Genomic DNA, 22,778 nt, shown 5'->3' on the forward strand with positions numbered 1-22,778 from the left:
AAGAGTTTTGAGGGCTGCCTCTTTGCAAAATTTAAAAGTAACTACACCAATGATTGGTGAAACTGTCATTTTGGATGAAGTGTATCCTGATAAACACTGGTGGAATTTCTAAACAATTATCTTTTTAAGAACCACTTGTATTTATTAACTAACTATAACGAATAGCCGTAAATAATTTCTACCGGTAACCTTGCGCCTGGAGGTGAAACAATTCAGCATACCGGCCTTCCTGTTTTAATAGCTCTTCATGGCTCCCCAATTGAATCATTTCTCCCTTATCCATCACCAAAATGCGGTCCGCCATGCGAACAGTTGAGAACCGGTGAGAAATAAGCACGGCGGTTTTTCCTTTCGTAAGTTCAGCGAAGCGCTGGAATACCTGGTACTCGGCACGGGCATCAAGAGCGCTGGTTGGTTCATCTAAAATCAGTAGCTGGGCATCCTTCATGTATGCACGTGCTAATGCAATCTTCTGCCATTCTCCGCCGCTCAATTCTATGCCATTATTAAAACGGCGACCCAAAGCCTGGTCATATTTTTCAGGTAGTCTTTCCGCAAGCAGGTTAGCTAAACTTTTTTCAGCAGATGTTTTTATTAAAGGGCGGTTATGTTGCTCATCAATATTTCCTGCAGCAATATTTTGCGCAAAGCTCATTTGATAACGAAGAAAATCCTGGAAAATAATGCCGGTATTTTTTCGCAGATCCATAATATCGTATTCCCTCAAGTCTATTCCATCCAGTAATATCCGGCCTTCTGTAGGATCATATAAACGTGCAAGCAATTTCACCAAAGTAGTTTTACCGGCACCATTTTCACCAACCAATGCAAGCTTTTCACCAACGTTCAGTGTAAAACTCAAATGCCGGTTGGCCCATTTGTCACTGTTGTGATACCGAAAGCCGACATCCTCAAATGTAAAGCCCTGCTTAATCGGGTTGGGAAACAAAACCGGTTTTGGTGCAACGGTGATCTTTGGTTCTATTTCAAAAAATTCAAAAAAATCCCGCAGGTAAATCGCACCCTGCGATACACTGGTAAAGCGTGATAAAATATTTTCGAGCAGGCTTCGCAGTTGCCTGAAGGAACCCGCAAGGAAAGTTAGGGTACCAATAGTAAGTACGCCTTCAACTGTTTTTAAAATCATTACAACATAAGCTGTATAATAACCGAGGCTTCCGAGGAGCGCAAATACAGTTCCCCATGAAGCACGTTTTATGGATAGTTTTTTATTATCATCATAAAATTTATTACTCAATGTTTTAAATCGATCAATCAAAAAACCGGACAAATTAAACAGCTTAACTTCTTTAGCGGTTTCATCGCTGGCGCCGAGATAGCGCATGTAATCAAGCTCCCGTCGTTCCGGCGTTTGACCGCGTGTAAGTGCATAGCTACGATCATTAAAATATGATTCGCCCAAGAATGCAGGCACAATAGCCACCAGTAATAATAAAATGAGCCATGGATTAAAAGCCATTAAACCAACTGCAAGAAATGCCATGGTTATAAGGTCCTGCACTTGCGTAAGAATTTGCGATAATAAAATAGTGCGCCCGATTGTTTGTTGCCTTGCACGTTCCAGCTTATCATAAAAGGCAGAATCCTCAAACTGGTCAAGATCGAGCGTTGCAGCATGCTCCATAATTTTCACAGAAGTATAATTAGAAAAGAGATCGCCGAGCAGACTATCGACCAATGCCGTTGCACGAGCCAGCGCATCCGATATTATTGCTAATGCGAATTCTGCGGCAACCAGCTTCCATAAATAATTATGATCTGTAGAAGCGCCCCTGCTCAACAGTACGACTTCATCTATAATAAGTTTGCCAACGTATAGGATACTCACGGGTATGGCTGAACGAAGTAAACGTAATACTGCATTCAGTAGCGTGTACCAATGATTGGTTTGCCATACCAGTTTAAAAAACCGCGGAAGGTTACCAAGAGCGGCTAATTTTTCTTTGAGCGTGGGTTTGGGAATTACATTTACAACGGGTCTGGCCATCCTTACATTAATTAAGGGGCGAATTTAAGCCAATTGTTTATTGCTTTTCGAGCATGATCCTGAAAGTTAGATTGATCCTTGGAGTCAATATCTTTTTTGATTTCGGCAAACAGTGCTGCCAATTGGCTTGTGTGCTTCCCTGCATAACCAAAAGGCTTCCGCTTTGCAAAATAAGCGAGAGAGTCTCTTTAGTTTGTTTGTGCCGAAGCATAAATTTTCTTTCTGCACCAAAACTTAGCGACGCAATAGGTGAATTTTTTTCCAATATTTTCTCATCGTCGCTATGCCACGCCATGCCCTCATTGCCGTTATGATATGAATTGAGCAGGCAGGAGTTGAAAACGGTTCCTGTTTTTCCGTCAACCAATTTCTTTAAAGCAAGTAATTCTTTCGTCCACGGCAAAGCCATTTTTGTCTTGTTGGAATAGGTGTATTCGTAATCAGCATTGGCATACCAAGCCACTTTTCGTTTGGTCACAATATGTTTCCCAAAAATTATAGCTTCATCATTTTTCCACTCGATTGTATGCAATAATTTATCAAGATAAGAATCAGCTTCCCTTTCATTCAATACTTTTCCGTGATATTGCACCAGTCCATCCTGCTGTACAATTGTGGTTATTACTTCATTACTAAACAAATCCATTTTTCCATTTTTTATATTCGTATTTCATACAGTTTCCACAGGGCCTGTAGCCTTCGTTAATGGCTTCCTGTTCTGATGAAAAGAATACACGATTTTCAATTTTCATCCTTTTGCCGGAAGAACATTTTAATAATCCATAGATTTTTAAATTACTGTTTCCGGCCAAAATAATTGTTCCTTGCACTATTAATAATTTCAGCTTCCTTCTTCCTGCGAAATCCATGGGACGTAAAGCAATATGATACAACGTGATGTTTTCTTTATTGGCTTTCTATAAATTGCATTATTCCCGTCTAGAACTTTTAGCAGCCTCCCACCCTATCATGGCCGTCTTGCGATTACCGCCCCAATGATATTGCCCGAAGTTGCCCGTTGATTGGATAACACGATGGCAGGGTATTAAGAATGCTACCGGGTTATCACCTATCGCGGAACCCACAGCCCGGGAGGCTTTGGGATTATCTATGCTTTTTGCAATCTGGCCATAAGTTGATAATTGTCCCATTGGAATTTTCAACAACGTCTCCCATACTTTTATTTGAAATTGGGTTCCTTTTAAATGAAGCTTTATTTTATTGAGCCTTGTCCAGTCGTGCGCAAAGATGTACAAAGCATTTTGTTGAATAAGATCGACCATTTGTCGATAGGTCGCATTGGGAAAATTCCTTTGTAACGCTTTAAATGCTTCCATTTCTTCATCCGCAAAAGCCATATAGCAAATACCTTTTGATGTAGATGCCACTAAAATATTTCCAAACGGACTCTCAGCATAACTATAGTTGATCAAAAGATTTTCACCGCCATTTTTGTATTCGCCCGGCGTCATACCTTCAATATTAATGAATAGGTCGTGCAAACGACCAGTACCGGAAAGACCAGTTTCAAAAGCCGCATCCGATAAAGTTGATTGATTTTGTTTCAACAAACTTTTTGCATGCTCCACGCTAACATACTGCAAAAATTTCTTCGGGCTTACACCCGCCCATTCTGTAAACAAACGTTGAAAGTGATAAGGGCTCAGGTGTATATTACTGGCTATTTCGTCAAGAGATGGTTGCGATTTAAAATTGCTATTGATATAAGCAATAGCCTCTTCAATCCTCTTGAAATTGGCTTTGTCTGTTATGTTCATTTTATTTTTTTTGACAAGACAAAATTACCATCGGCCCCGCCTTGTAACAACCCGAAACTTGCGAACTTGTAACTTTTTGTAATTTAATTGTGATTGCAAAAACTATCGGCAATAATTTTATCTATACTAAATGCAGTATTATGAAAATATATCAATACGCTATTACCCTTCCTGCAAGACGGAGAGGTTTTCACCTGATAACAAACGAAGTGGTTGACTCACTGGTATGGTTAAACGAAATAAATACCGGGTTGTGCCAGATTTTCATTCAACATACATCTGCCTCGCTATGTATTAATGAAAACGCCGACCCGACTGTACGGGTTGACTTTGAGACGTACTTTAATAAAGCCGTTCCGGAAAATGACCCTGACTATGCGCATGATACAGAGGGAAGCGATGATATGCCTGCACATCTTAAAGCTGCTTTGCTGGGAAGTTCTGTGCTTATACCGATTGTTAATGGAAGATTTGCATTAGGAATGTGGCAGGGAATTTATTTATGCGAACACCGAAACCACGGTGGACGGAGAGATCTTGTAATTACAGCATGGGGTGAATAGTAATTATTTACAAAGCCTATGGATAATATCAGCATGTTGAGGAAAAGATAACAGCAGGTTCGCCTTATCAGCAATTTCAAAATCCGCAAAATCAAAACCGGGCGCCACTGTACAGCCTGAAAGGCAGAATAAGCTACCGGGTGCAGGTTCCGAGGCAAACCAGGTATTTGCAGGAACCACAAATTGAAAGGTTTCACCGTCATCCAGCTCTTTTCCTAGTTTAATGTTGTAATAACTTCCATCATTTTCAATTATATGAATGATCAGTGTATCTCCGTCGTAAAAATGCCAGCATTCATCACTCTTTATCCGATGAAAAACAGAACGGTCACCTTGCTGCAAAAGATAATATATGGCTGTACAAAAACTGCGATCGCCTGGAAAGCGCCGTGGCAGAGCTTCTGCGGGAATTTTTTCAAAAGCCCGGTAGGTTTCTTTAAAATAGCCTCCTTCAGGATGTGGTTGCAATTGTAACAGGTTTATTAAATGTGTCGCATTCATATTATTGAAATTAAAAAAGTATTTAGTCATTTCCTTTTTGTAATTCAAAATATCCGGAAGCCCAACTTTTTTGACCGCACAAAATAACTGTATGGATCCATCTATTAAATTTTACGGGCTATTACATAATTGCCAGTAATAAGAAACAAGGATGCGGCTGAAAATAACAAGGCATATGATGCGTCAGCTTTTATAGGATGAGTTTATGCTAACGTGATTTAAGACAAGCGATAATTTGAAAAATTATTATTGCAAAACCTTCTAATGTTACATCAAAGTTTGAACACGATGCCTGTACTTAGTCCCAACGAATTCAGATTCGTTTTTACCGAAGCATCTTTATTAATTGAAGATATTGCAAAGCGGAAAGCAGGCTCAAAAGAAAGCGAAAATGTTTTACTCAATTTATATTGTAATTCCACACCGGCAGCGCCATTCACATACACAGGTTTCAAACCCTGGATTTTATCGGTCGATTGTATTTTTGAACCTGTTGTGGGTGCAATAGTAGTTTCAATTTGCCCCTTGGCTAAAAAATTAAATGAAATACCTGCACCAGGTAATATGCTAAATCTTCCCGCAGTAAACATATATTTTGCATAAAGTGGTAAGCCGATGTATTGTAAATTATTTGTTGAAGCAAGTGCGTTTATGCTATCGCCGGGCGCAGGAGGTGTCGGGGATTTAACGGTAACGTAGGAGTATCCTGCCGAACAATTAAAACGATAGTTGATGTTCCCATCATTATCAGGGCGGGCATAAATAGTTTTAGGATGAATATCTGTTTTCCTTGACGAATAAGTAAGCCCCGATTCGAGCTTCCAGCTTTTCCCGATATTATAATTCACAAGAACACCAAAAGTAGACGAGAACTTTATCCGCTCATCCTTTTCAATTACGCTTCTTTCCTCTTCTCTAAAGCGGGGATGATCATCCTTTACTTGTGTTGAAACTATGTCAGGAGAAAAGAATACGGTGGCTGAAAGCGGGGAACTACTGCCTGAATTTATTTTGATTCTTTTTGAATTTGAAATAAATGATTTCCTTTTTAATACCGTTTCACCCGATGACATCTTATTATCATTTTGATAAGTCGGATTTTGAATGGGCAGCAAAAAATCATTTTTTAATTCGGGCGAGAGGCCTGTCGTTTCAATATTTCTTTGCCTGGCTGTAATAATATTATGGGAAGAATTATTTGCCACTCGATTTCTATCAATATAATTTTTGTTATATGATGCTACGGATTGTTTGTCCGTTTTGTCGTTAGGAAAAAGCGAATCAGTTGTTCCAGCATCTATATTCATTTGCACACGTGCCGTATTTTTATCCGTCAGCTTTTTTCGGTTCAACAAAGCAGTGTTTTCGTGTTCATTTAAAGATGATGAAGAGGCGTGGTTATTTCTATTGGCGACAACCTCTTTTTCTCCGGTATCTTTTTTATTTGAAAGAGCTCTATTTTTCGTGTTAGTTACCTTATTATTTGCAACCTCTGTGTCAGCATGCTGAATTTGTTTTTGAAGGTTATTATTATGGTCATTAGCATCCGCGTTCGGATTTGAATTAGCGGTATTTAAAATTGAAGAATCTCCCCGCGAATTTTTGGTTTGCGATTTTTGTTTTAGTATATTTTTTCCTTCCCTGTTTTGTTTTACAAGTTCCCTGTTTTGTTTTCTAATGTGCAAGGCGTACATGGCCATACCAAGGGAAAATAACAATAGTGCCGCGGCCACCCATTTAAGTTTAGTGTATTTTTTAGAAATAGAAACTACTTTCTTTTTATCCAATGTTTTATCAATGCTGTCCCAAACAGAGGCTGAAGGTAGTTCCTCGTTTTCTTCCAAAGCCTTCCTGAATAAATCATCAATATTGTGTAGATCTTTATTCATATTTCACTTAGGTTTTGTTTTGCAGATTGGATACTTTTATGCACCGCTCTTTGCAAAGACGCACGTGCATCGGAGAGATTCGATTTTGAGGTGCCTTCGGAAATGCCAAGGTGTTCCGCAATTTCACGATGCTTCATACCTTCAAATACATATAGGTTAAAAACCATACGGTAGGCGGGCGAAAGCTGTTGTACCATTTGAAGCAATTCTTTAGTTCCTATCCGCGATAAGACTTCTTCGTTACTTATAGGTTCAACGGCGGTACTATCAAGATTTACAACCGCATGCATTTGCTTTTTACTCCTGTATTTTTGTAAAGCGCAATTAACCATAATCTTCCTCACCCATCCCTCAAATGATCCGGCAAAATTGTATTGGTGTATATACTCAAACACCCTTATAAATCCTTCCTGCAAAATCTCTTCCGCTTCTTCCCGGGTTTTGGAATAACGAAGGCAAACTCCGAACATTTTGGGCATAAGAACTGCGTACAGGCGGTTTTGCGATTGCCTGTTTCCATTAATACAACCCTCAATAAGCTGCTCTAACTGTTCCAATAATTTCCTTCTTTAGGCATTGATGCATTAAATAATAAAATGGTTGGGCGAGTATGCGCAGTATAAAATAACAATGATTAATAAAAACATTTAAGCTATTAACATTTTTTTAATCAGGGCACCCAACTTTCGGGCAATGCCTGTCATCAAAATTTAACGACATAAAAGTAATAACTGGTAAAAAGTATCGCATGAAGCAATTCTAAAAAACCAAAACCCAAAAGACCTTGCGCTAAAACTATTTATCACTTTTTAAATAATACAATATGAAAACGAAACATTCAGGATTTATATTAATTGGCTCCGCATTTTTCTTTCTTCTTTTTTTAGCATCATGTAATAAAGAAACTTCTGTGTCAAACACGGGTACCTCCCAGGCAATAGTATCTGCTACACAGTCTATTGCTGTTGCCGCCGGAAGTACTTCCAACGATTCGATTTATGTTATTCATGCCTGCGACCCCGGGCATGTGCTCGATAGCATTTCAATGAGTGGACTTCCGGCTACCATCACTGATTACCTAACCGCTAACTATGCAGGATATACTTTTCAAAAGGCTTATGCCGAAAAAGATGCATCCGGAAATACAACCGGTTATGTTGTGATTATACAATTCAATGGTAATCCTGTGGGTTTGAAATTTGATGCATCAGGAAATTTTATTTTAGTTCTTGAACAGCGTGAAGGCGACGATTTAAGCGACGATGGCTGGCATGAAGGTGGAAGATTCTGTAACAGGGACGGGCAACATAAAGATACTGTAGCATTGCCTTCATTGCCTGCAAGTGTGTCCTCATATTTTGCGGCGAATTATCCGCAGGATACATTAATACGAGCCTACTTAAACCGCGATAGCAGCTACATAATTTTCAGTAAAGACAACGGTGCATTTGTAACCGTATTTGATTCGACAGGGGCATTTGTAAAAAGAGTTCAATTGCAGCCGCATACTAATGGAGAGGTGATGAATGTTAGTCAAAGCGCACTACCTGCGGTTATACAAACTTACCTGGGAACTACTTACCCAAATTATGTTTTTAACCAGGCATTTTCGTTTTCACAAAATGGAACCTTGTCGGGCTATGTTGTTGCGATAGATGCCAATGGTACTAAGTATGCCGTAGCATTTGACGCTTCGGGCAATTCTATAAGGGCCGTTGCCATAAGATAACAATAAATGATATCACCAATATAACACTACTGCCGGGCATTTATAAATGCGCAGCAGTAGTGTCTTTAAAAAGAAGCAAACACTAACTCAGCTGATGTATTTTACTTTTCCTAAAATATCCCAACAATACCAGATTGTAAGTGTTACTGCCAGGCTGCTTAAATTATTCAGGTTGTCATTTCGGGCAGTGCAGCGCAAGCGGGAATCGTATGGTATTGTTAATTACCTGGAAAGGTCAATAAATAAAGGAGACGCGGTAATCAATATCGGCTCCGGTGAAGATGACTATTTATACATCATGCGGAGAAAACTCGGCAAGTCGGGAAAAATAATTGTATTTGAATCGCGGACGGAATTATTTCAACAACTGGCGCATCTGAAAAAAATATTTAAGTGGAACAACATAGAGGTGGAGCCGTTGGTACTTTCTGACTTCCCGGCGCTAAAGGTGGCCTACAAATCATCACGCAAATGTTCCGATCATGGTGGCGTCGTAATAAATATTGCCGACAAGCGTGCAGAAAGCTCAGTTTATAATATTGTAGTAGAGACCTTGGATAATTATTGTGGTAAAAAAAACCTTCACCCTTCTTTTTTGAAAATTGATGCCAACGGAAATGAATTAAGGTTGCTGAAGGGTTCCATGAATTTACTGAGAACAGACAAGCCTAAAATCCTCTTGAAATGTGAAGAGCGGCTGGCTGGTGCCCAAAATATTATAGAAACATTTGACTACCTGTTGCAACTGGGGTATAAAGGATACTTCATTCTTGATACGATAAAAATACCTGTTGAAAATTTTGAGTTTAATCTTTACCAGAATACATGCAACAATTTCTATTGCAATAATTTTATGTTCGAATGAGCTTATTTTAAAAAATCCGGTGGTATGGCAAATAGGGGTTCAATCATAATATGCCTGTAAAAAATTTCCGCGCCTTCTGACTGAATTTGTATTTTACCTTTTACTAACGGTATCGCCTGCCCGTTTTCATTCTGGCGCGAATTATACAACACCATCATAACCTTTCCGTTTATCATTTGAACACTTGTGTCGCCGTGGCAATATAAATCAAGTGTATTCCATTCCCCAGTGGCGTTTTCTGCATCTCCGTTTTTAATACAATGTCGTCCTACCGGGCTTTTTGCACTAAAAGTTTTCATTTCTCCTGAAGGGCTGTACACAAATTCGCTATCTGATTTCTTTATAACCGGAATATCTTCCATGCCACCGGCAACACCCCAGTAGTCGCCGCAGTTTCCCTGCTCTACCTGGAACTCCTGCGAACGCATCCAGGCTCCATAGTCGGCACCGTTATCTCCTACTGAAAAGTACAACACGCCACTATCCATCCTCTTGCCTTTCTTTTGTCCCCAGCTAAGTGTGCCCCATTTAAATTGCAGTTGCAAATGAAAATCCTGGTATTCTTTTAATGTATAAATGCAGCCCCAGTTTTCACCTGAAATACGGATTACCTTTTCTCCATCCTGTTTCACTATAGTAAAAACACGATTGGGATCTTTGTTTAAGCCAATCGGTACGTTACTCAGTTTTTTTCCGGCGTCATCTAAGGGTGGACCAATGTAAGAATTCCATCCCGATAGATCTTTGCCATTGAATAAAGCGATCATGTGATTGTTTTGAGCAAACATTTCTTTTTCCGGGAGCATACTTATTACGAAAAGAAAAATAAAAGATGAAAGTTTCATATCAGCATTTTTATTGAACGTAAATTAATCGTTTTTCTTAATAGGCATTTGAAAACCTGCGAATAATTGCCTACGATTTAATTGGATATCCGAACTCAACACTATCGTAATAATACGAACGTCTTTTTACCTGCTAACCGTTAGTATAAGCGCAACTTTCCTTAAAGTCAAAATTATACTTTCCAGTTGCTGCAAGAAATGCCCGGAGTGTACGTTAACTATTTAGTTTGCTGATTAAGATTGTTTATCTTTAAGAATTGATCTACAAAAATGCCCATGGTTAACAAGAACACATTTATTGCCCTGGTAATACTCGTTTGGGTATCCTGCGGAAAAAAAAGCGCTCCTGTTGAAGAAGATACCAATGACAACAATTTTGTATCTGTTCTTACACAACATAATGATAATACAAGAGCCGGCCTCAATGGTAAGGAAACTATATTGACAACGAGCAATGTAAACACTCAACAATTCGGCAAACTGTTTAGCCTGAATGTGGATGACCAGGTGTACGCCCAGCCGTTAGTTGTAGCTAACCTTTCCATCGCAGCATCAAAGCATAATGTAGTTTTCATTGCAACCGTTAATAACACGATATATGCTTATGACGGCGATACTGCTAAATTATACTGGCAAAAAAACTTCACGGCTCCCGGAATGAGGCCAGTAAGAAATAGCGATATGACGGGCGCCTGTTCAGGCAATTACAGGGATTTTAGTGGCAACATTGGCATAGTGGGAACTCCCGTCATCGATCCCGCTTTTAATACAATTTATTTTGTTGCGAGAAGTACTGATGGTACAAACTTTGTCCAATATTTGCATGCAGTAAACATTCTTAACGGAAGCGAAATGCCGGGCAGCCCGGTTAAAATAACGGCAACGTACAAGGGCAGCGGCACAGGAAACATTAACCAAGTTATCACTTTTGACCCGCAAGTTCAAAATCAACGTATGGCGCTGACACTTGTTAAAGGAGTAATCTATATCACATTTGCGTCACATTGCGATTGGGGTCCATATCACGGCTGGATATTGGGATATAATACAAGTACGTTGAAACAGCAAATTGTTTACAATAATACTCCCGATGGATCAGCCGGAGGTATTTGGGAAAGCGGTACCGGCTTAGCGGTAGATGACCAGGGAAATCTTTACTGCGTATCCGGAAATGGTACTGAAGGTGTTAGCGGCGACCCCACCAATTTAACAAACCGGGCAGAGAGTGCATTAAAACTCACTCCCACTGCCGCGTCCCTAAAAGTCACGAGCTATTTCACTCCATACAATTATCCCTACCTTGACAGCACCGACAGGGATTACGGGTCACTGGGTTGTTTCTTAATTCCAAATTCAAACTTTTATTTGACTGGAGCAAAGGATGGAAATTTATATCTATTGAATAAAGATAATATGGGTGGCTTTACAGCGGGAGGTAACATGATACAGCAAAATGTTTCACTGGGACACAATGGCTTGCATTGTCAACCTTCCTATTACAAAGGGCTAACCGGTGAATTCGTATACGTGTGGTCGGAAAAAGATCAGTTGCGTGCTTACCCGTTTAACCGCGTTTCTAACACGCTGGATATCGCCAATGTTGTTACTTCACCTGTACCCGGACCAACGGGCTGGAGTGGAGCATTACTATCTGTTTCATCAAATGGAACGCTCCCTTCAACAGGAATAGTGTGGGCTTCTTATCCTTCAAGTGGCAATGCCAACCAGTCTGTATGCCCCGGGATTCTAAGGGCTTTTGATGCAAGTGACGTTACTAAAGAACTATGGAACAACACTCAAAATGTAAATGACAACTCCGGTAATTATGCAAAATTTTCGTCACCCACTATTGCTAACGGGCACGTATATTTAGCCACGTTTTCAAACCAGGTAGTTGTATATGGCCTTAAATAATTTAGGTTTATTCGTCTATTGGTTACCGTTATTAGTAAATAAGGAACTGATTGATTGCCTCCCGCAATATTCATCTCCTATTTTTTCTTTGCCTTAAATGTGCCGTTAGGTTGAATTGAAAGCATTTCAGTTATTACATTTTTACCATTCCTGTTGAATTGAACGCTAAAGCCATTCAAACCTTTAAGTGAAAATTTGTCTTTATCTATAGGGATAAGTTTATATTCCGGCTGGCCAGGCACAAACATATAAAGGCTGCTATCAGTTCTCGTGTAGACCTTAATCGTTATATTGCCTATTTCGTACTCGCCTGTATAAGCCTGGAGGCTGTCATTTGAAATTTCTTTTGAAGAGCGGATAAACACAATTGGCTTTACAGCTGACTCCAGCGTAAGTGAAGCGCTTTCTATATATCCCGAAAGACCCGTGTTAAATTGTGCCGGAAAGTTGATACCCATAGTATCAATCCCTTCTTTATCGTCAATGGGAAAAATATTGAATATATCATAATTTTTATGTTGCATCCATAAGTTCATCTCCGGTGTTTTAATAAAGAAGGAATCATTTTTTAAGGTAATTTCAAATGTTCCATAACCTGGGTTGGTATACAAACCTTCATAGGCTTCCAGGTTATGCGACGGATTCCCAACGGCTGCGGTATCTTTAACTTGTTTTACTTCAGAGGCCCTTACTTTGGCCTTTGCGGAATCGCTGCTGCTTTTTAAATACGTTTCCCAATCGTAATATTTTAGTCCCAGTATTTTATCTGAAATAAGATTTCTCACCGCCGAAGGAACCGGGGAACCATTTTGATTACTCAATACAATAATACCAATACTATCTGTTGGATAAAAGCAGGTACTGGCACTGAATCCATCGATATTGCCACCATGCTCCACGCGATAGTGTCCACGATAGGAAGATAAGAACCATCCAAAACCATAACCGGAAAAATAAACTTCGGGCATTGCTTTATCGGGTAAACCCCCGCCGGTTGCCATCTGTACGGTAATAGCTTCATTTACGTATGAAGATGGTATTATTTCTTTCCCATTCAGTTTGCCGCCATATATCCATAAACTTACCCATTTCGCCATGTCGTTCACACAACTATTAATGCTTCCGGCTGGAGACATTGCGGCAATATCATAATGATCCTGTTTTTTTATGATACTGTCTTTTATTACATCATAGCCAAAAGATTCATCGCTGCTTTTGGTCCATTCCTCAAGAGAAACATCGGAATTATTCATTCCTAAAGGGATAAATATTTTTTCCCGGATATTATCTTCCCAGCTCTTGCCTGAAATTTTTTCAATCGCTGCCCCCTGCATCATAAACATAAAATTATTATACTGCCATTTCTCCCTGATACCTGCCGAAGGCTCCATATATTGAATTCGTTGCATTAGTGTGTCTCTTGAATGGGTAGGAAAAAGATACCACGAGATATCATGACGCGGAAGGCCGGTACGATGGCACATCATATCACGAAGCGTTATATGATCGTTCATTTCATCATTGTAAAATTTAAGTTCCGGTATATAACTGCGAACAGGTTTATCAATATCAACTTTGCCCTCTTTATTAAGCATACCAATGAGTGAAGCTGTAAATGCCTTGGTACAGGAACCTATTGCAAATAACGTATTAAGTGTAACAGGAATTTTTCTTTCATAATCTTTATAGCCAAAGCCTTTTGCATACACAATTTTATTTTTAACAACAACTGCAACGGCGAAACCCGCAGCGTGCCAGTCTTTCAGCACTCTCGCAAAGGCAGTGTCCAGGCCTGAGAAACGTTTATCAACAGTTGATTTTTGTTTTTGTGCAAACGATGCAAGACCTATCACAGAAAATGCTAGCAAGAATATTTTTCTCATGTGAGTTTTGTTTTATTTTAATTATTTGTAAGATGCGCCGCAGCGGAGACCATCGGGCAGTTTTTCGTGATAGCTTATAAATATATTAATTTTCCACTAATTGCCTGGCAACTATGCTCTTTTGAATTCTGACTAGTCAATTTCTTTTCTGATAATTATTTTACATTTATAATGCAGGGTTTTCATTAAATAATCTCATGCGATATGCATTGACTGCAGTGCGGCCGAGCTTTTTTACGAGGCTGTTATTTACAACCAGGCCCACAGGTGCACCTATAACAGGAATGAGTTGAGCCATCTTGGCAATGTCGAGATAGTCCCTATACTCCTGTTGAAAATTTCGCCAGTCAAACTCGTTAATGTCTTCCGGCAAATTTTGTTTTTGGATTTCCCAGTTGATCATTTGGCGATAAACGTGGTTTCTATGAAAAGCACTCGAAAACGCCAGCTCGAAAATGTGTAGCAGGTAAACTCTTTCTTTATAATCATTTACATCAAATCCATATAATGATGCTATATCAAACAATAATTTTATTTTGATGCCTAATAGAATCGGGAAATCCGCCATGCCAAGCAATATGCCACCTGCGCCGGTGATGCCACCTTCCACCGCAGCAGTTTTTCTATAAATATCTATTTTCCTTTGAACGGCCTCTTCCCTTTGCTGCAGGCTTGTATTTTCTAAAGGATGCGCAGTAGTATGTTTGGCTCCAAATAAAACGCCACGGACCATTTGTTTGATCGTAACTGTTATCGCACGATGCACCTTCTCAGGTATCCAGCTATTAACCTTTGTTTGTATTTTTTTGGAAAACTTATTCAATAGCGATGGCTTTCGCAGCATCTTTTTTTGCCACATTTTTAATTCCTGGTATGCAAATATTTCGTATGAATCGGGCATCACACCGGCTTTCTGCAAAGATACTCTTATTACAGGCCCAGGAGCTGACACCACGTTGAATACCTTCCCAACCCGGCATAATGTGTAGACACCTGATGACTTCCAGAAAAAACTTTTTACATATATTCACACGCACAACATATTGATATGAAAAAGATTTGCCTGTTTAGTGTTATCATTATTTTTTCGCTGTACGGATCGTCGCAAAAAATTGCTGGCGATATTCTTACAAAAAGATGGGATGCGCAGTGGATATCGGTTCCTAATTCGTCAACACATGCATATGGAGTTTATCATTTCCGGAAGACATTTTCATTGAATGATAAACCGGCATCTTTTGTAGTACACGTTTCCGCCGATAACCGTTATAAATTGTACGTGAACGGCGAGATGGTTTCTTTAGGCCCCGCACGGGCCGATCTCTTTCACTGGAACTACGAAACGATTGATATAGCAAAATTTTTACGTACAGGCGATAACGTTATAGCGGCTCTGGTTTGGAATTTTGGTGACTACAAACCGGAGCATCAAATATCTTTTCGCACCGGTTTTATTTTACAGGGAAATAATAGTGAAGAAAAAATAGTGAATACAAATACTTCCTGGAAGTGCATCATGGACAGCAGTTACAGCCCCTTGCAACCTGACCTTATCTATAGCTATTATGTTGCTGGACCGGGTGAAGAAATCGATTATGCCAAATATCCCGATGGCTGGCAAAATATTCAATATAATGATAACAATTGGGCACAGGCAAAACAAATAGTAAACGGCCTACCTAAAGGTGTTTTTCAATCTGATTTAAGCTGGATGCTGATACCAAGATCTATTCCACAGGTTGAATTAAAAACGGAAAGATTGCAAAAAGTTCGTATTGATTCTGGTATTGGCGTACCAACTTCTTTTCCCTCCACTGAAACTTCATTTACGGTGCCTGCAAATACGAGTGTAAAAATTCTATTGGATAACGGAGTACTAACAAACGCTTACCCCGTGCTTCAATTTAATAAAGGAAAAGATGCCCATATTAGTTTAGGGTATGCGGAGGCGTTATATATTGATGAAGGGAATGATAAAAACTGGAAAGCACAGCATACAAAAGGCAACCGTAATGTAGTAGAAGGCAAAAGATTTGTAGGCGTAAAAGATAAATTAATTGCTGATGGAAAAGAGCACACATTTACTTCGTTGGCATGGCGCACCTATCGTTATATGCAGGTAGAGATAAAAACTTCTGATGAGCCTTTAACCATTAATGATCTCTATGGCATTTTTACCGGCTATCCTTTTAAATTAAAAGCAAAGTTTACCGTAGATAATGACACGCTTGAAAAAATATTTGAAACAGGATGGCGCACCGCACGGTTAGACGCAGTAGAAACCTATATGGATTGCCCTTACTACGAGCAATTACAATATGTGGGTGACACCCGCATACAGGCAATGGTTTCTTTATATAATGCCGGCGATGACCGGCTGATGCGCAATGCCATTACACAAATCGATTATTCAAGAATGGCAGAAGGTATAACGCTGAGCCGTTATCCTACCGCCAATGCGCAGGAGATACCAACGTTTTCTTTATGGTGGATCGGGATGCTGAATGATTATTACATGTATCGCGATGACCCTTCTTTTGTGAAACAATTTTTGCCCGGCGAAAGACAGGTGCTGCAATTCTTCAACAAGTACCAGCAGTCGGATGGAAGTTTGAAAAACGCACCTTACTGGGAATTTACGGATTGGGCAGATGGTAAGGGATGGCAATCTGGCATGCCTCCTTTCGGAAGCGATGGGAGTTCCGCTGCGCTTGACCTGCAGTTGCTATGGGCTTACCAGGTAGCAGCAAAGTTGGAAGATAGTTTAGGTATGAAAGTATTTGCCAACGAGTATAAACAAAGAGCAGCATTGCTTGCACAAACTATCAAAACAAAATACTGGGATAATTCCAGACAGTTATTTTCAGATACAAAAGACAAAAATTATTTCTCGCAGCATACCAATACGCTTGCGATACTAACGGGAATTTTAAAGGGCGGCCAGGCAAAACAGTTAGCATTAAAAATAATTACGGATACTTCATTAACGCAGGCCACTATCTATTTTCAATACTACCTGAACCAGGCATTGAGAAAAACTGGATTGGGCAATTTGTATTTAGATCGATTGCAAATCTGGAAAGATAATTTAGCGATGGGCCTTACCACATGGGCAGAGATCAGTGACATCACTAATGCACGCTCTGATTGCCATGCCTGGGGTTCCAGTCCTAATATTGAATTCTTTAGAACGGTGTTAGGCATTGATACAGACGCACCGGGATTTAATAAAATAAAAATAGAACCTAACCTTGGTTCACTTACAAAAGTATCAGGCTCCATGCCTCACCCCAAAGGAGCAATCTCAGTGAGTTATGCACTCAATAAACAGCGCAAATTAAATGCGGTGATTTCTATTCCCAAAGGAACTAACGGTGTTTTTGTTTGGAAAGGGAAGGAGCATGTTTTGAATAGTGGAGAGATGAAATTTTCATCGTTGTAGTTCCGTACATACGGGAGCTTTTTCAAAGTTGTTAACGCCTGGACGAGCCTGCACTTAAGTTTAAATGTCGCAAACACACCTAAGAATGTCATAATACTCCCTTTTCTATAAAATCTTTTGAATTTACTTTTACGTAAACAAAATAAAAACAACTATGAAAGGTAAATTATATCCCTGCTTATGGTTTGATGGTAAAGCCAAAGAAGCAGCCACGCATTATTCTTCAATTTTTGAAAATGCAAAGATACTTTCCGAAAATCCAATGGTAGTTATTTTTGAGTTGGAAGGAATGCAATTTATGGGATTGAATGGCGGGCCACTATTCAAAATAAATCCTTCGATTTCTTTTTTTGTTTTTGGCGATTCGGTAGAAGATATAGACAAAAAGTGGAGACAATTGTCGGCAGATGGTAGCGTAATGATGCCCCTTGATAGGTATCCCTGGAATGAAAAATACGGCTGGTGCCAGGATAAATTTGGAGTAAACTGGCAACTAATGCTAGCTCCTGGTTCTGAGCAAAAAATTGTTCCTTCATTTTTGTTTACGCAGGAGCAAAGCGGAAGAGCAGAAGAAGCCGTTAAGTTTTACACTTCCATATTTAAGAATAGTAAAGTGGAAATGATCAGCCGTTATGAAAAAGGTGAAGGGGATATAGAAGGTCATATCAAACATGCCCGCTTCACACTGAATGGACAATCATTTGCTGCTATGGAAAGCTCAGGTCCGCATGCATTTACTTTCAATGAAGGCATTTCGATCGTAGTACCTTGCGATAACCAGGAAGAAATAGACTATTACTGGAATAAACTTACCGAAGGTGGTAAAGAGTCACAGTGCGGGTGGTTGAAAGATAAGTTTGGTGTGTCCTGGCAAATTGTTCCTGCCATACTTGGTAAATTAATGAGCGACCCGGCAAAAGGCAAAAGAGTAATGGACGTTGTGATGAAATCGGTAAAATTCAATATTGAAGAACTGGAAAGTGCCTGAAGTACTAATTTTTTAAAATGATCTTTTATGAAAGCTGCCAAACCGGCCAATATGGATGCATACATTGCCGCGTTCCCGGAAGATGTTCAAACGATTTTAGAGCAGGTACGCCAGACCGTTAGAAAAGCGGCACCCGGCGCTGAAGAAACGATGAGTTATGGTATGCCTGCTTTTAGATATAAAGGCAGGGTTATTATTTACTTTGCCGGGTACAAAAGCCACATCGGTCTATACGCGACTCCGGCGGGGCATGCTGCATTTGCAAAAGAACTATCCAGCTATAAACAAGGCAGAGGCTCTGTGCAATTTCCACTGGATAAGCCGATCCCGTTAAATTTAATTGCACGAATGGCTAAGTTCCGGGTACAGCAACAAGACGAAAAGGAAATTAATTTTCTTCCCCAGCTTTCAGCGCCTGCCAGGCGCGCCTTGCAGAATAATGGTATAAAAACATTACGGGATCTTAAAAAGTATAGTGAGGCAGAAATTCTCAAATTTCACGGTATAGGGAAAACCGCCATACCGGTTTTACAAAAAGCTTTGAAAGAAAAAGGATTTAATTTTAAGGGTACGGCATAAGGTTTGGAACAAAATTTAGGTTTGAAGTTTGTAAACCTTTTAAAGACTGACCGGCAGTAAGAAGCTCTTATTTTTTTCCTTCTGAATAAATGATCCTGAAAATCGTTCCCTTTAAATCATCTGAAACGTATAAAGAACCATCAGGACCTTGTGCTAAACCCACAGGGCGATATTGAATAGGACCTGCCGGGTTCGTTAAATCTATTCCTGCAAAATTATCAGCAAAAATTTCCCAATCACCTGAAGGCTTGCCATTATTGAAAGGCACAAATGCAACGAGGTATCCCTTTTTCATTTCCGGCGATTGACTATGAAATGCAATGAAGGCCCCGTTCTTATATTTTTCAGGAAACATTGCACCTGTATAAAATAACAAGTCATCAGGACCCATATGTGCCGGAAATGCAACTATAGGATCCAGGTATTTTTTGTCAGCTGTTTTTTTGCCATCGCCACCATACTCAGGCGCCAGGATCAGTTTCTTCTGAAACTGATCATAATAGACAAAAGGCCAGCCGCCATCCGATCCTTCATGAAGTTCATATAAAGTTTCAGCCGGCAATTCAGAATTTTGTTTGGCTGTATAATATTGCGGAAACTTATCATTAAACGAGCCGCGGCCATGCTGGGTAACAAACAAAGTATTTGTGTTGTTGTTCCAATCAATTCCAACAGCATTCTTTATTCCCTTTGCATAATGAATTGCATCACTGTAGCTTTGATTCAGTTTGTCGGCTTTAAACTGCCAGATTCCTCCTGCCGAATCCAGGATCGGGCAACCGGGAATACCTTTGCCTGATCCTTCCAGCCTGCAGGCATCACTATATGATCCAACAGTTACATACAAATTATTTTGATCATCCAGGGCTATCGATTTTGAATTATCTCTTCCTTTATCAACAAGCCCGTGAACTATTTCTTCCGGTTTAATTGAAGTGTCAACCTCTTCCTTATCATTCAATTTATACCTGTACACTGCAGAATTAGATGCAGAATAGAGATAGCCATTTTTGATCCTGATACCGGTGCCAGGATAATCTCCAAAACCTGTTTTCTTATCAATACTTCCATTGTGATCTGTGTCACTTAAAAAGTAAATCCCGTCGCCATCTTTGAGAGAACTTAATTTCACATAAATATCTCCGTTAGTATTAATGGCCATGTGCCTTAAGTGCCCGAGAGAGTCGGCGATGATAGATGCAGAAAAACCTTCGGGTAATTTCAGATTGGCTTTTGGAAGTGAAGCGCCTTTCTTTTCATTTGTGCTATTATTGTTTTTACAGGAAGATAAATTTGCAAAGCAAACTATTGCAATCAGCAGGCAGGGTACACCAAATAATTTTTTCATTTAACTTAACGATGGTTTAATACCTAGCAGCTTCATTAATTCATTTTGAATAATAGTCAAATTACAAGCCAGTCTGTACGCAGGCGTTAAAGATCACGCAGCTATAATTTTAATAAAAGTTTCCCTGTTAGCGGCAAAAGTCAGCGCAGCTAAAATATGCTCTTCCTTCAATGAAGGGTAATCATTTATTATTTCCGCATGAGTCATACCTGAAGCTAACCATTGTAAAATGTCGGCAATAGCAATCCGGGTGTCTTTAATACAGGGCTTTCCAAAACGTATTTCCGGATCGATAGAAATATATGAAGCAAATTCTTTCATTAGCTAAAAATACGATTTTTAAAAGTACCTGTCAATAACAAGCAGGTTTGACTTTGTTGGGGTTATCAATCCTTTGAAGGTTGACAACCCCGCGGCTTCATTACACTTTTGGCAATTTATACCCGTTATGATATTCCTTTATAAAATATTCTTTGTTCACGGCATCATCAGTGAACCGTTCTTTTGCGGCATCCCATTCTAATTTTTTACCGCTGCGGTAGGCAATGTTCCCCATCTGCGCAACAGTGGCTACATGAGCGCCGGCCTGTATGGGGCAATGCAGATCTTCGAATTTGCGTGACTTAACAACATCAACAAAATTTACCCAATGTTTGTCAACGCCACTGTCTGTAGATGGCGCAAACGCTTTACTCACTTTATTTTTGCTTTGTTTTTCTTCAATCACTTCCCAGCCACCGCGGTTGAGAATTAGCGTGCCGTTGTTGCCAATGTAAGCAATACCGTGGTCGCGGCCATAAGATCCGTTATCAATTCCCATTGCAGAGTCCCAAACCATGTTGAATCCGTCAAATTCATACAAGGTAGTGAGGGTATCGGGCGTTTCTTCATACAACTCCGGATAGGCAAAGCGGCCACCTAAAGCAGAAACAGATTTTGGTGTGGGCGACTTCATGCCGAGCAATCCGTAATCTAACAAGTGTACACCCCAGTCGGTCATTAATCCACCGGCATAATCCCAAAACCAGCGGAAATTAAAATGAAAGCGGCTTGAATTAAAAGTGCGTTTTGGCGCCGGACCGAGCCACATCGTGTAATCTACTCCGTTAGGTGGTGCTGTATCCGGAACAACAGGCCCCGGTTTCATCCAACCCTGGTAGCACCATACTTTTACGGTTCTTATATTTCCCAACACACCACTTTGTACAAAATCAACAGCATCTTTAAAATGCTGCTGGCTGCGTTGCCATTGGCCGCATTGCACTGCTTTTTTATATCGTTCCTGTGCGGCAACCATTGCCCGGCATTCGCCAATGGAATTGCCTACGGGTTTTTCGCAATACACATCTTTGCCTGCGGCGCAGGCATCCATCATAATTAATGCATGCCAGTGGTCAGGAGTTCCAATAACGACAACATCCACATCTTTATCGTCTAGCAGTTTCCGGTAGTCGCCGTAAGTTTTAACTTTGGAAGCATCTTTACCCATTTTAGCAAGATCTTTCAATCTCCTCTCAATTACATTTTTATCGACATCGCATACGGCAACAAGATTTACTCCCGGCACTTTTAATGCGGCAGTAACATCGGCCCATCCCATTCCGTTGATACCAACAGCTCCAATATTTAACTGGTCGCTCGGGGCAATTCTATTTTTAAAAATGGCAAAGGCGCTATTATCAAGGGCCGACAACAACAGGCTGCCGCCAACCATGGCAGCAGAATTTTGTAAAAATTTTCTGCGTGAGTTCATTGTATAAATTTATAATTGAAAATTGTTGAAAGAGAGGTAAATAATCATTTATCAAGCTTTGTATAAATATAGAAATAATCAGTAAAAAATCGTTGATAAAAAATCTTATAAAAAAAATTGGTGAATAAGTAAAACGTCCTGAATGTTATTAAAATGTAAAATGACTTGTTGTTATGGCAAAATTTCTTACCTTAAAGCGTATCAGCAACGCAGTTGCTTTTTGTAATTGTCGGGACAGCAATTGTCTTTGATAACATCTGTAACTTAACCGGCTTCACAATTGTTTTTGTAAGCAATAGCCGGATCAGCTAAAAAAAATAATTATGAATTTCTGGAATAGAATTTTATTTGGAAACCCTTTAAGCGATTGGGCGATAGCGATTGGAATCATTGTGGTATCGTTTGCACTTATTAAAATTTTAAAGGGCCCTGTATTGAAGAAATTAAAAAAATTGTCCCTTGCAACAACAATTACTTTCGATGACTTTATTGTGTTAGCAATTGAAAAGTCAGTAATACCCTTTCTATATTTTGCGGCCATCTTTGGTGCGTTTGATTATCTCACTTTTAATATCCGTACCACCCATATCATACAGGTAGCCAAATTATTTATCATTACTTATTTTATTTTAGGCCTCATCAATTCTGCCATCCAATATTCCATTTTCGCTTTCCTCGAAAAGCAGGAAAATA

The 22,778-nt window shown here is 39.7% G+C and carries 20 protein-coding genes and 1 pseudogene; 8 read left to right on the forward strand and 13 right to left on the reverse strand.

The genetic code is table 11. The features are described from left to right. Positions 1-178 precede the first annotated feature (178 nt). Genes ACO1O5_RS08665 through ACO1O5_RS08680 form a run of 4 tightly spaced genes read right to left on the reverse strand, consistent with a single transcriptional unit; the run spans position 179 to position 3,786 of the window. On the reverse strand, positions 179-2,008 hold the full coding sequence (locus ACO1O5_RS08665) for an ABC transporter ATP-binding protein (RefSeq protein ID WP_486269449.1): 1,830 nt from the start codon (positions 2,006-2,008) through the stop codon (positions 179-181). Positions 2,009-2,045: 37 nt separating this feature from the next. Continuing rightward, on the reverse strand, positions 2,046-2,654 hold the full coding sequence (locus ACO1O5_RS08670; RefSeq protein ID WP_486269450.1) for an alpha-ketoglutarate-dependent dioxygenase AlkB family protein: 609 nt from the start codon (positions 2,652-2,654) through the stop codon (positions 2,046-2,048). Continuing rightward, a complete protein-coding gene (locus tag ACO1O5_RS08675; RefSeq protein WP_486269451.1) occupies positions 2,641-2,901 on the reverse strand; it encodes an Ada metal-binding domain-containing protein in 261 nt (86 codons plus the stop codon). Before ACO1O5_RS08675 ends, ACO1O5_RS08670 begins: the two co-directional genes overlap by 14 nt. Positions 2,902-2,937: 36 nt before the next feature. Continuing rightward, a complete protein-coding gene (locus tag ACO1O5_RS08680; protein ID WP_486269452.1) occupies positions 2,938-3,786 on the reverse strand; it encodes a bifunctional helix-turn-helix domain-containing protein/methylated-DNA--[protein]-cysteine S-methyltransferase in 849 nt (282 codons plus the stop codon). 140 nt (positions 3,787-3,926) lie between these two features. Between ACO1O5_RS08680 and ACO1O5_RS08685 the strand changes: the two genes are divergently transcribed. Beyond that, a complete protein-coding gene (locus ACO1O5_RS08685; RefSeq protein ID WP_486269453.1) occupies positions 3,927-4,349 on the forward strand; it encodes a secondary thiamine-phosphate synthase enzyme YjbQ in 423 nt (140 codons plus the stop codon). 3 nt (positions 4,350-4,352) lie between these two features. Here ACO1O5_RS08685 and ACO1O5_RS08690 read toward each other — a convergent pair whose 3' ends face one another. From ACO1O5_RS08690 to ACO1O5_RS08700, 3 genes are all read right to left on the reverse strand, one after another. After that, complete coding sequence (locus ACO1O5_RS08690) at positions 4,353-4,880, reverse strand: cupin domain-containing protein (protein WP_486269454.1); 528 nt, start codon at positions 4,878-4,880, stop codon at positions 4,353-4,355. Between the two features lie 242 nt (positions 4,881-5,122). Beyond that, positions 5,123-6,739, reverse strand: coding sequence for an outer membrane beta-barrel protein (locus ACO1O5_RS08695; RefSeq protein ID WP_486269455.1), 1,617 nt, complete (start codon positions 6,737-6,739; stop codon positions 5,123-5,125). Then, a complete protein-coding gene (locus ACO1O5_RS08700; RefSeq protein WP_486269456.1) occupies positions 6,736-7,296 on the reverse strand; it encodes an RNA polymerase sigma factor in 561 nt (186 codons plus the stop codon). Before ACO1O5_RS08700 ends, ACO1O5_RS08695 begins: the two co-directional genes overlap by 4 nt. 266 nt (positions 7,297-7,562) lie before the next feature. Between ACO1O5_RS08700 and ACO1O5_RS08705 the strand changes: the two genes are divergently transcribed. Together ACO1O5_RS08705 and ACO1O5_RS08710 are read left to right on the forward strand one after the other, a co-directional pair. Then, positions 7,563-8,468, forward strand: a complete 906-nt coding sequence (locus ACO1O5_RS08705; protein ID WP_486269457.1) for a PepSY-like domain-containing protein — start codon at positions 7,563-7,565, stop codon at positions 8,466-8,468. Positions 8,469-8,562: 94 nt separating this feature from the next. Continuing rightward, a complete protein-coding gene (locus tag ACO1O5_RS08710; RefSeq protein WP_486269458.1) occupies positions 8,563-9,333 on the forward strand; it encodes an FkbM family methyltransferase in 771 nt (256 codons plus the stop codon). 2 nt (positions 9,334-9,335) lie between these two features. On the opposite strand, the gene ACO1O5_RS08715 is transcribed toward ACO1O5_RS08710, so the two are convergent. Next, positions 9,336-10,178, reverse strand: coding sequence for a 3-keto-disaccharide hydrolase (locus ACO1O5_RS08715; RefSeq protein ID WP_486269459.1), 843 nt, complete (start codon positions 10,176-10,178; stop codon positions 9,336-9,338). A 276-nt stretch (positions 10,179-10,454) separates the two neighbouring features. Here ACO1O5_RS08715 and ACO1O5_RS08720 point away from each other — a divergent pair, with 276 nt between their 5' ends. Next, positions 10,455-12,092 (forward strand): hypothetical protein, encoded by a 1,638-nt coding sequence (locus tag ACO1O5_RS08720; RefSeq protein WP_486269460.1) that lies wholly within the window; start codon positions 10,455-10,457, stop codon positions 12,090-12,092. Positions 12,093-12,169: 77 nt separating this feature from the next. Here ACO1O5_RS08720 and ACO1O5_RS08725 read toward each other — a convergent pair whose 3' ends face one another. Beyond that, positions 12,170-13,975 carry a serine hydrolase gene (locus tag ACO1O5_RS08725; protein WP_486269461.1) on the reverse strand — a complete coding sequence of 602 codons (1,806 nt, stop codon included), beginning with the start codon at positions 13,973-13,975 and terminating at the stop codon, positions 12,170-12,172. Positions 13,976-14,141: 166 nt separating this feature from the next. Beyond that, positions 14,142-14,930 carry an EcsC family protein gene (locus ACO1O5_RS08730; protein WP_486269462.1) on the reverse strand — a complete coding sequence of 263 codons (789 nt, stop codon included), beginning with the start codon at positions 14,928-14,930 and terminating at the stop codon, positions 14,142-14,144. A gap of 93 nt (positions 14,931-15,023) precedes the next feature. Between ACO1O5_RS08730 and ACO1O5_RS08735 the strand changes: the two genes are divergently transcribed. The 3 genes from ACO1O5_RS08735 (at position 15,024) to ACO1O5_RS08745 (ending at position 18,984) form a co-directional block, all read left to right on the forward strand. Then, on the forward strand, positions 15,024-17,417 hold the full coding sequence (locus ACO1O5_RS08735) for an alpha-L-rhamnosidase-related protein (protein WP_486269463.1): 2,394 nt from the start codon (positions 15,024-15,026) through the stop codon (positions 17,415-17,417). Positions 17,418-17,571: 154 nt separating this feature from the next. Next, entirely contained in the window at positions 17,572-18,405 is an 834-nt protein-coding gene (locus tag ACO1O5_RS08740; protein ID WP_486269464.1) for a VOC family protein, read from the forward strand. A gap of 27 nt (positions 18,406-18,432) precedes the next feature. Beyond that, on the forward strand, positions 18,433-18,984 hold the full coding sequence (locus ACO1O5_RS08745) for a DUF1801 domain-containing protein (protein ID WP_486269465.1): 552 nt from the start codon (positions 18,433-18,435) through the stop codon (positions 18,982-18,984). A gap of 67 nt (positions 18,985-19,051) precedes the next feature. Here ACO1O5_RS08745 and ACO1O5_RS08750 read toward each other — a convergent pair whose 3' ends face one another. The 3 genes from ACO1O5_RS08750 to ACO1O5_RS08760 all read right to left on the reverse strand — a co-directional run bounded on the left by ACO1O5_RS08750 (position 19,052) and on the right by ACO1O5_RS08760 (position 22,085). Then, positions 19,052-20,332, reverse strand: a complete 1,281-nt coding sequence (locus tag ACO1O5_RS08750) for a PQQ-dependent sugar dehydrogenase (protein WP_486269466.1) — start codon at positions 20,330-20,332, stop codon at positions 19,052-19,054. A gap of 93 nt (positions 20,333-20,425) precedes the next feature. After that, positions 20,426-20,653 (reverse strand): DUF433 domain-containing protein, encoded by a 228-nt coding sequence (locus tag ACO1O5_RS08755; RefSeq protein WP_486269467.1) that lies wholly within the window; start codon positions 20,651-20,653, stop codon positions 20,426-20,428. Between the two features lie 100 nt (positions 20,654-20,753). Then, positions 20,754-22,085, reverse strand: a complete 1,332-nt coding sequence (locus ACO1O5_RS08760; RefSeq protein ID WP_486269468.1) for a Gfo/Idh/MocA family protein — start codon at positions 22,083-22,085, stop codon at positions 20,754-20,756. Between the two features lie 323 nt (positions 22,086-22,408). Between ACO1O5_RS08760 and ACO1O5_RS08765 the strand changes: the two are divergent. Beyond that, a pseudogene (locus tag ACO1O5_RS08765) lies at positions 22,409-22,778 on the forward strand (hypothetical protein); the annotation flags it as partial.

The sequence above is a fragment of the Ginsengibacter sp. genome, from assembly GCF_057362405.1.

Excerpts from the sequence above, each read along its gene's own strand:
- ACO1O5_RS08710 (WP_486269458.1), top strand. The coding sequence starts at position 8,563 with ATGTATTTTACTTTTCCTAAAATATCCCAACAATACCAGATTGTAAGT.
- ACO1O5_RS08715 (WP_486269459.1), bottom strand. The coding sequence starts at position 10,178 with ATGAAACTTTCATCTTTTATTTTTCTTTTCGTAATAAGTATGCTCCCG.
- ACO1O5_RS08735 (WP_486269463.1), top strand. The coding sequence starts at position 15,024 with ATGAAAAAGATTTGCCTGTTTAGTGTTATCATTATTTTTTCGCTGTAC.
- ACO1O5_RS08720 (WP_486269460.1), top strand. The coding sequence starts at position 10,455 with ATGGTTAACAAGAACACATTTATTGCCCTGGTAATACTCGTTTGGGTA.
- ACO1O5_RS08670 (WP_486269450.1), bottom strand. The coding sequence starts at position 2,654 with ATGGATTTGTTTAGTAATGAAGTAATAACCACAATTGTACAGCAGGAT.
- ACO1O5_RS08740 (WP_486269464.1), top strand. The coding sequence starts at position 17,572 with ATGAAAGGTAAATTATATCCCTGCTTATGGTTTGATGGTAAAGCCAAA.
- ACO1O5_RS08680 (WP_486269452.1), bottom strand. The coding sequence starts at position 3,786 with ATGAACATAACAGACAAAGCCAATTTCAAGAGGATTGAAGAGGCTATT.
- ACO1O5_RS08725 (WP_486269461.1), bottom strand. The coding sequence starts at position 13,975 with ATGAGAAAAATATTCTTGCTAGCATTTTCTGTGATAGGTCTTGCATCG.
- ACO1O5_RS08685 (WP_486269453.1), top strand. The coding sequence starts at position 3,927 with ATGAAAATATATCAATACGCTATTACCCTTCCTGCAAGACGGAGAGGT.
- ACO1O5_RS08665 (WP_486269449.1), bottom strand. The coding sequence starts at position 2,008 with ATGGCCAGACCCGTTGTAAATGTAATTCCCAAACCCACGCTCAAAGAA.
- ACO1O5_RS08695 (WP_486269455.1), bottom strand. The coding sequence starts at position 6,739 with ATGAATAAAGATCTACACAATATTGATGATTTATTCAGGAAGGCTTTG.
- ACO1O5_RS08755 (WP_486269467.1), bottom strand. The coding sequence starts at position 20,653 with ATGAAAGAATTTGCTTCATATATTTCTATCGATCCGGAAATACGTTTT.
- ACO1O5_RS08705 (WP_486269457.1), top strand. The coding sequence starts at position 7,563 with ATGAAAACGAAACATTCAGGATTTATATTAATTGGCTCCGCATTTTTC.
- ACO1O5_RS08750 (WP_486269466.1), bottom strand. The coding sequence starts at position 20,332 with ATGAAAAAATTATTTGGTGTACCCTGCCTGCTGATTGCAATAGTTTGC.
- ACO1O5_RS08690 (WP_486269454.1), bottom strand. The coding sequence starts at position 4,880 with ATGACTAAATACTTTTTTAATTTCAATAATATGAATGCGACACATTTA.
- ACO1O5_RS08760 (WP_486269468.1), bottom strand. The coding sequence starts at position 22,085 with ATGAACTCACGCAGAAAATTTTTACAAAATTCTGCTGCCATGGTTGGC.
- ACO1O5_RS08745 (WP_486269465.1), top strand. The coding sequence starts at position 18,433 with ATGAAAGCTGCCAAACCGGCCAATATGGATGCATACATTGCCGCGTTC.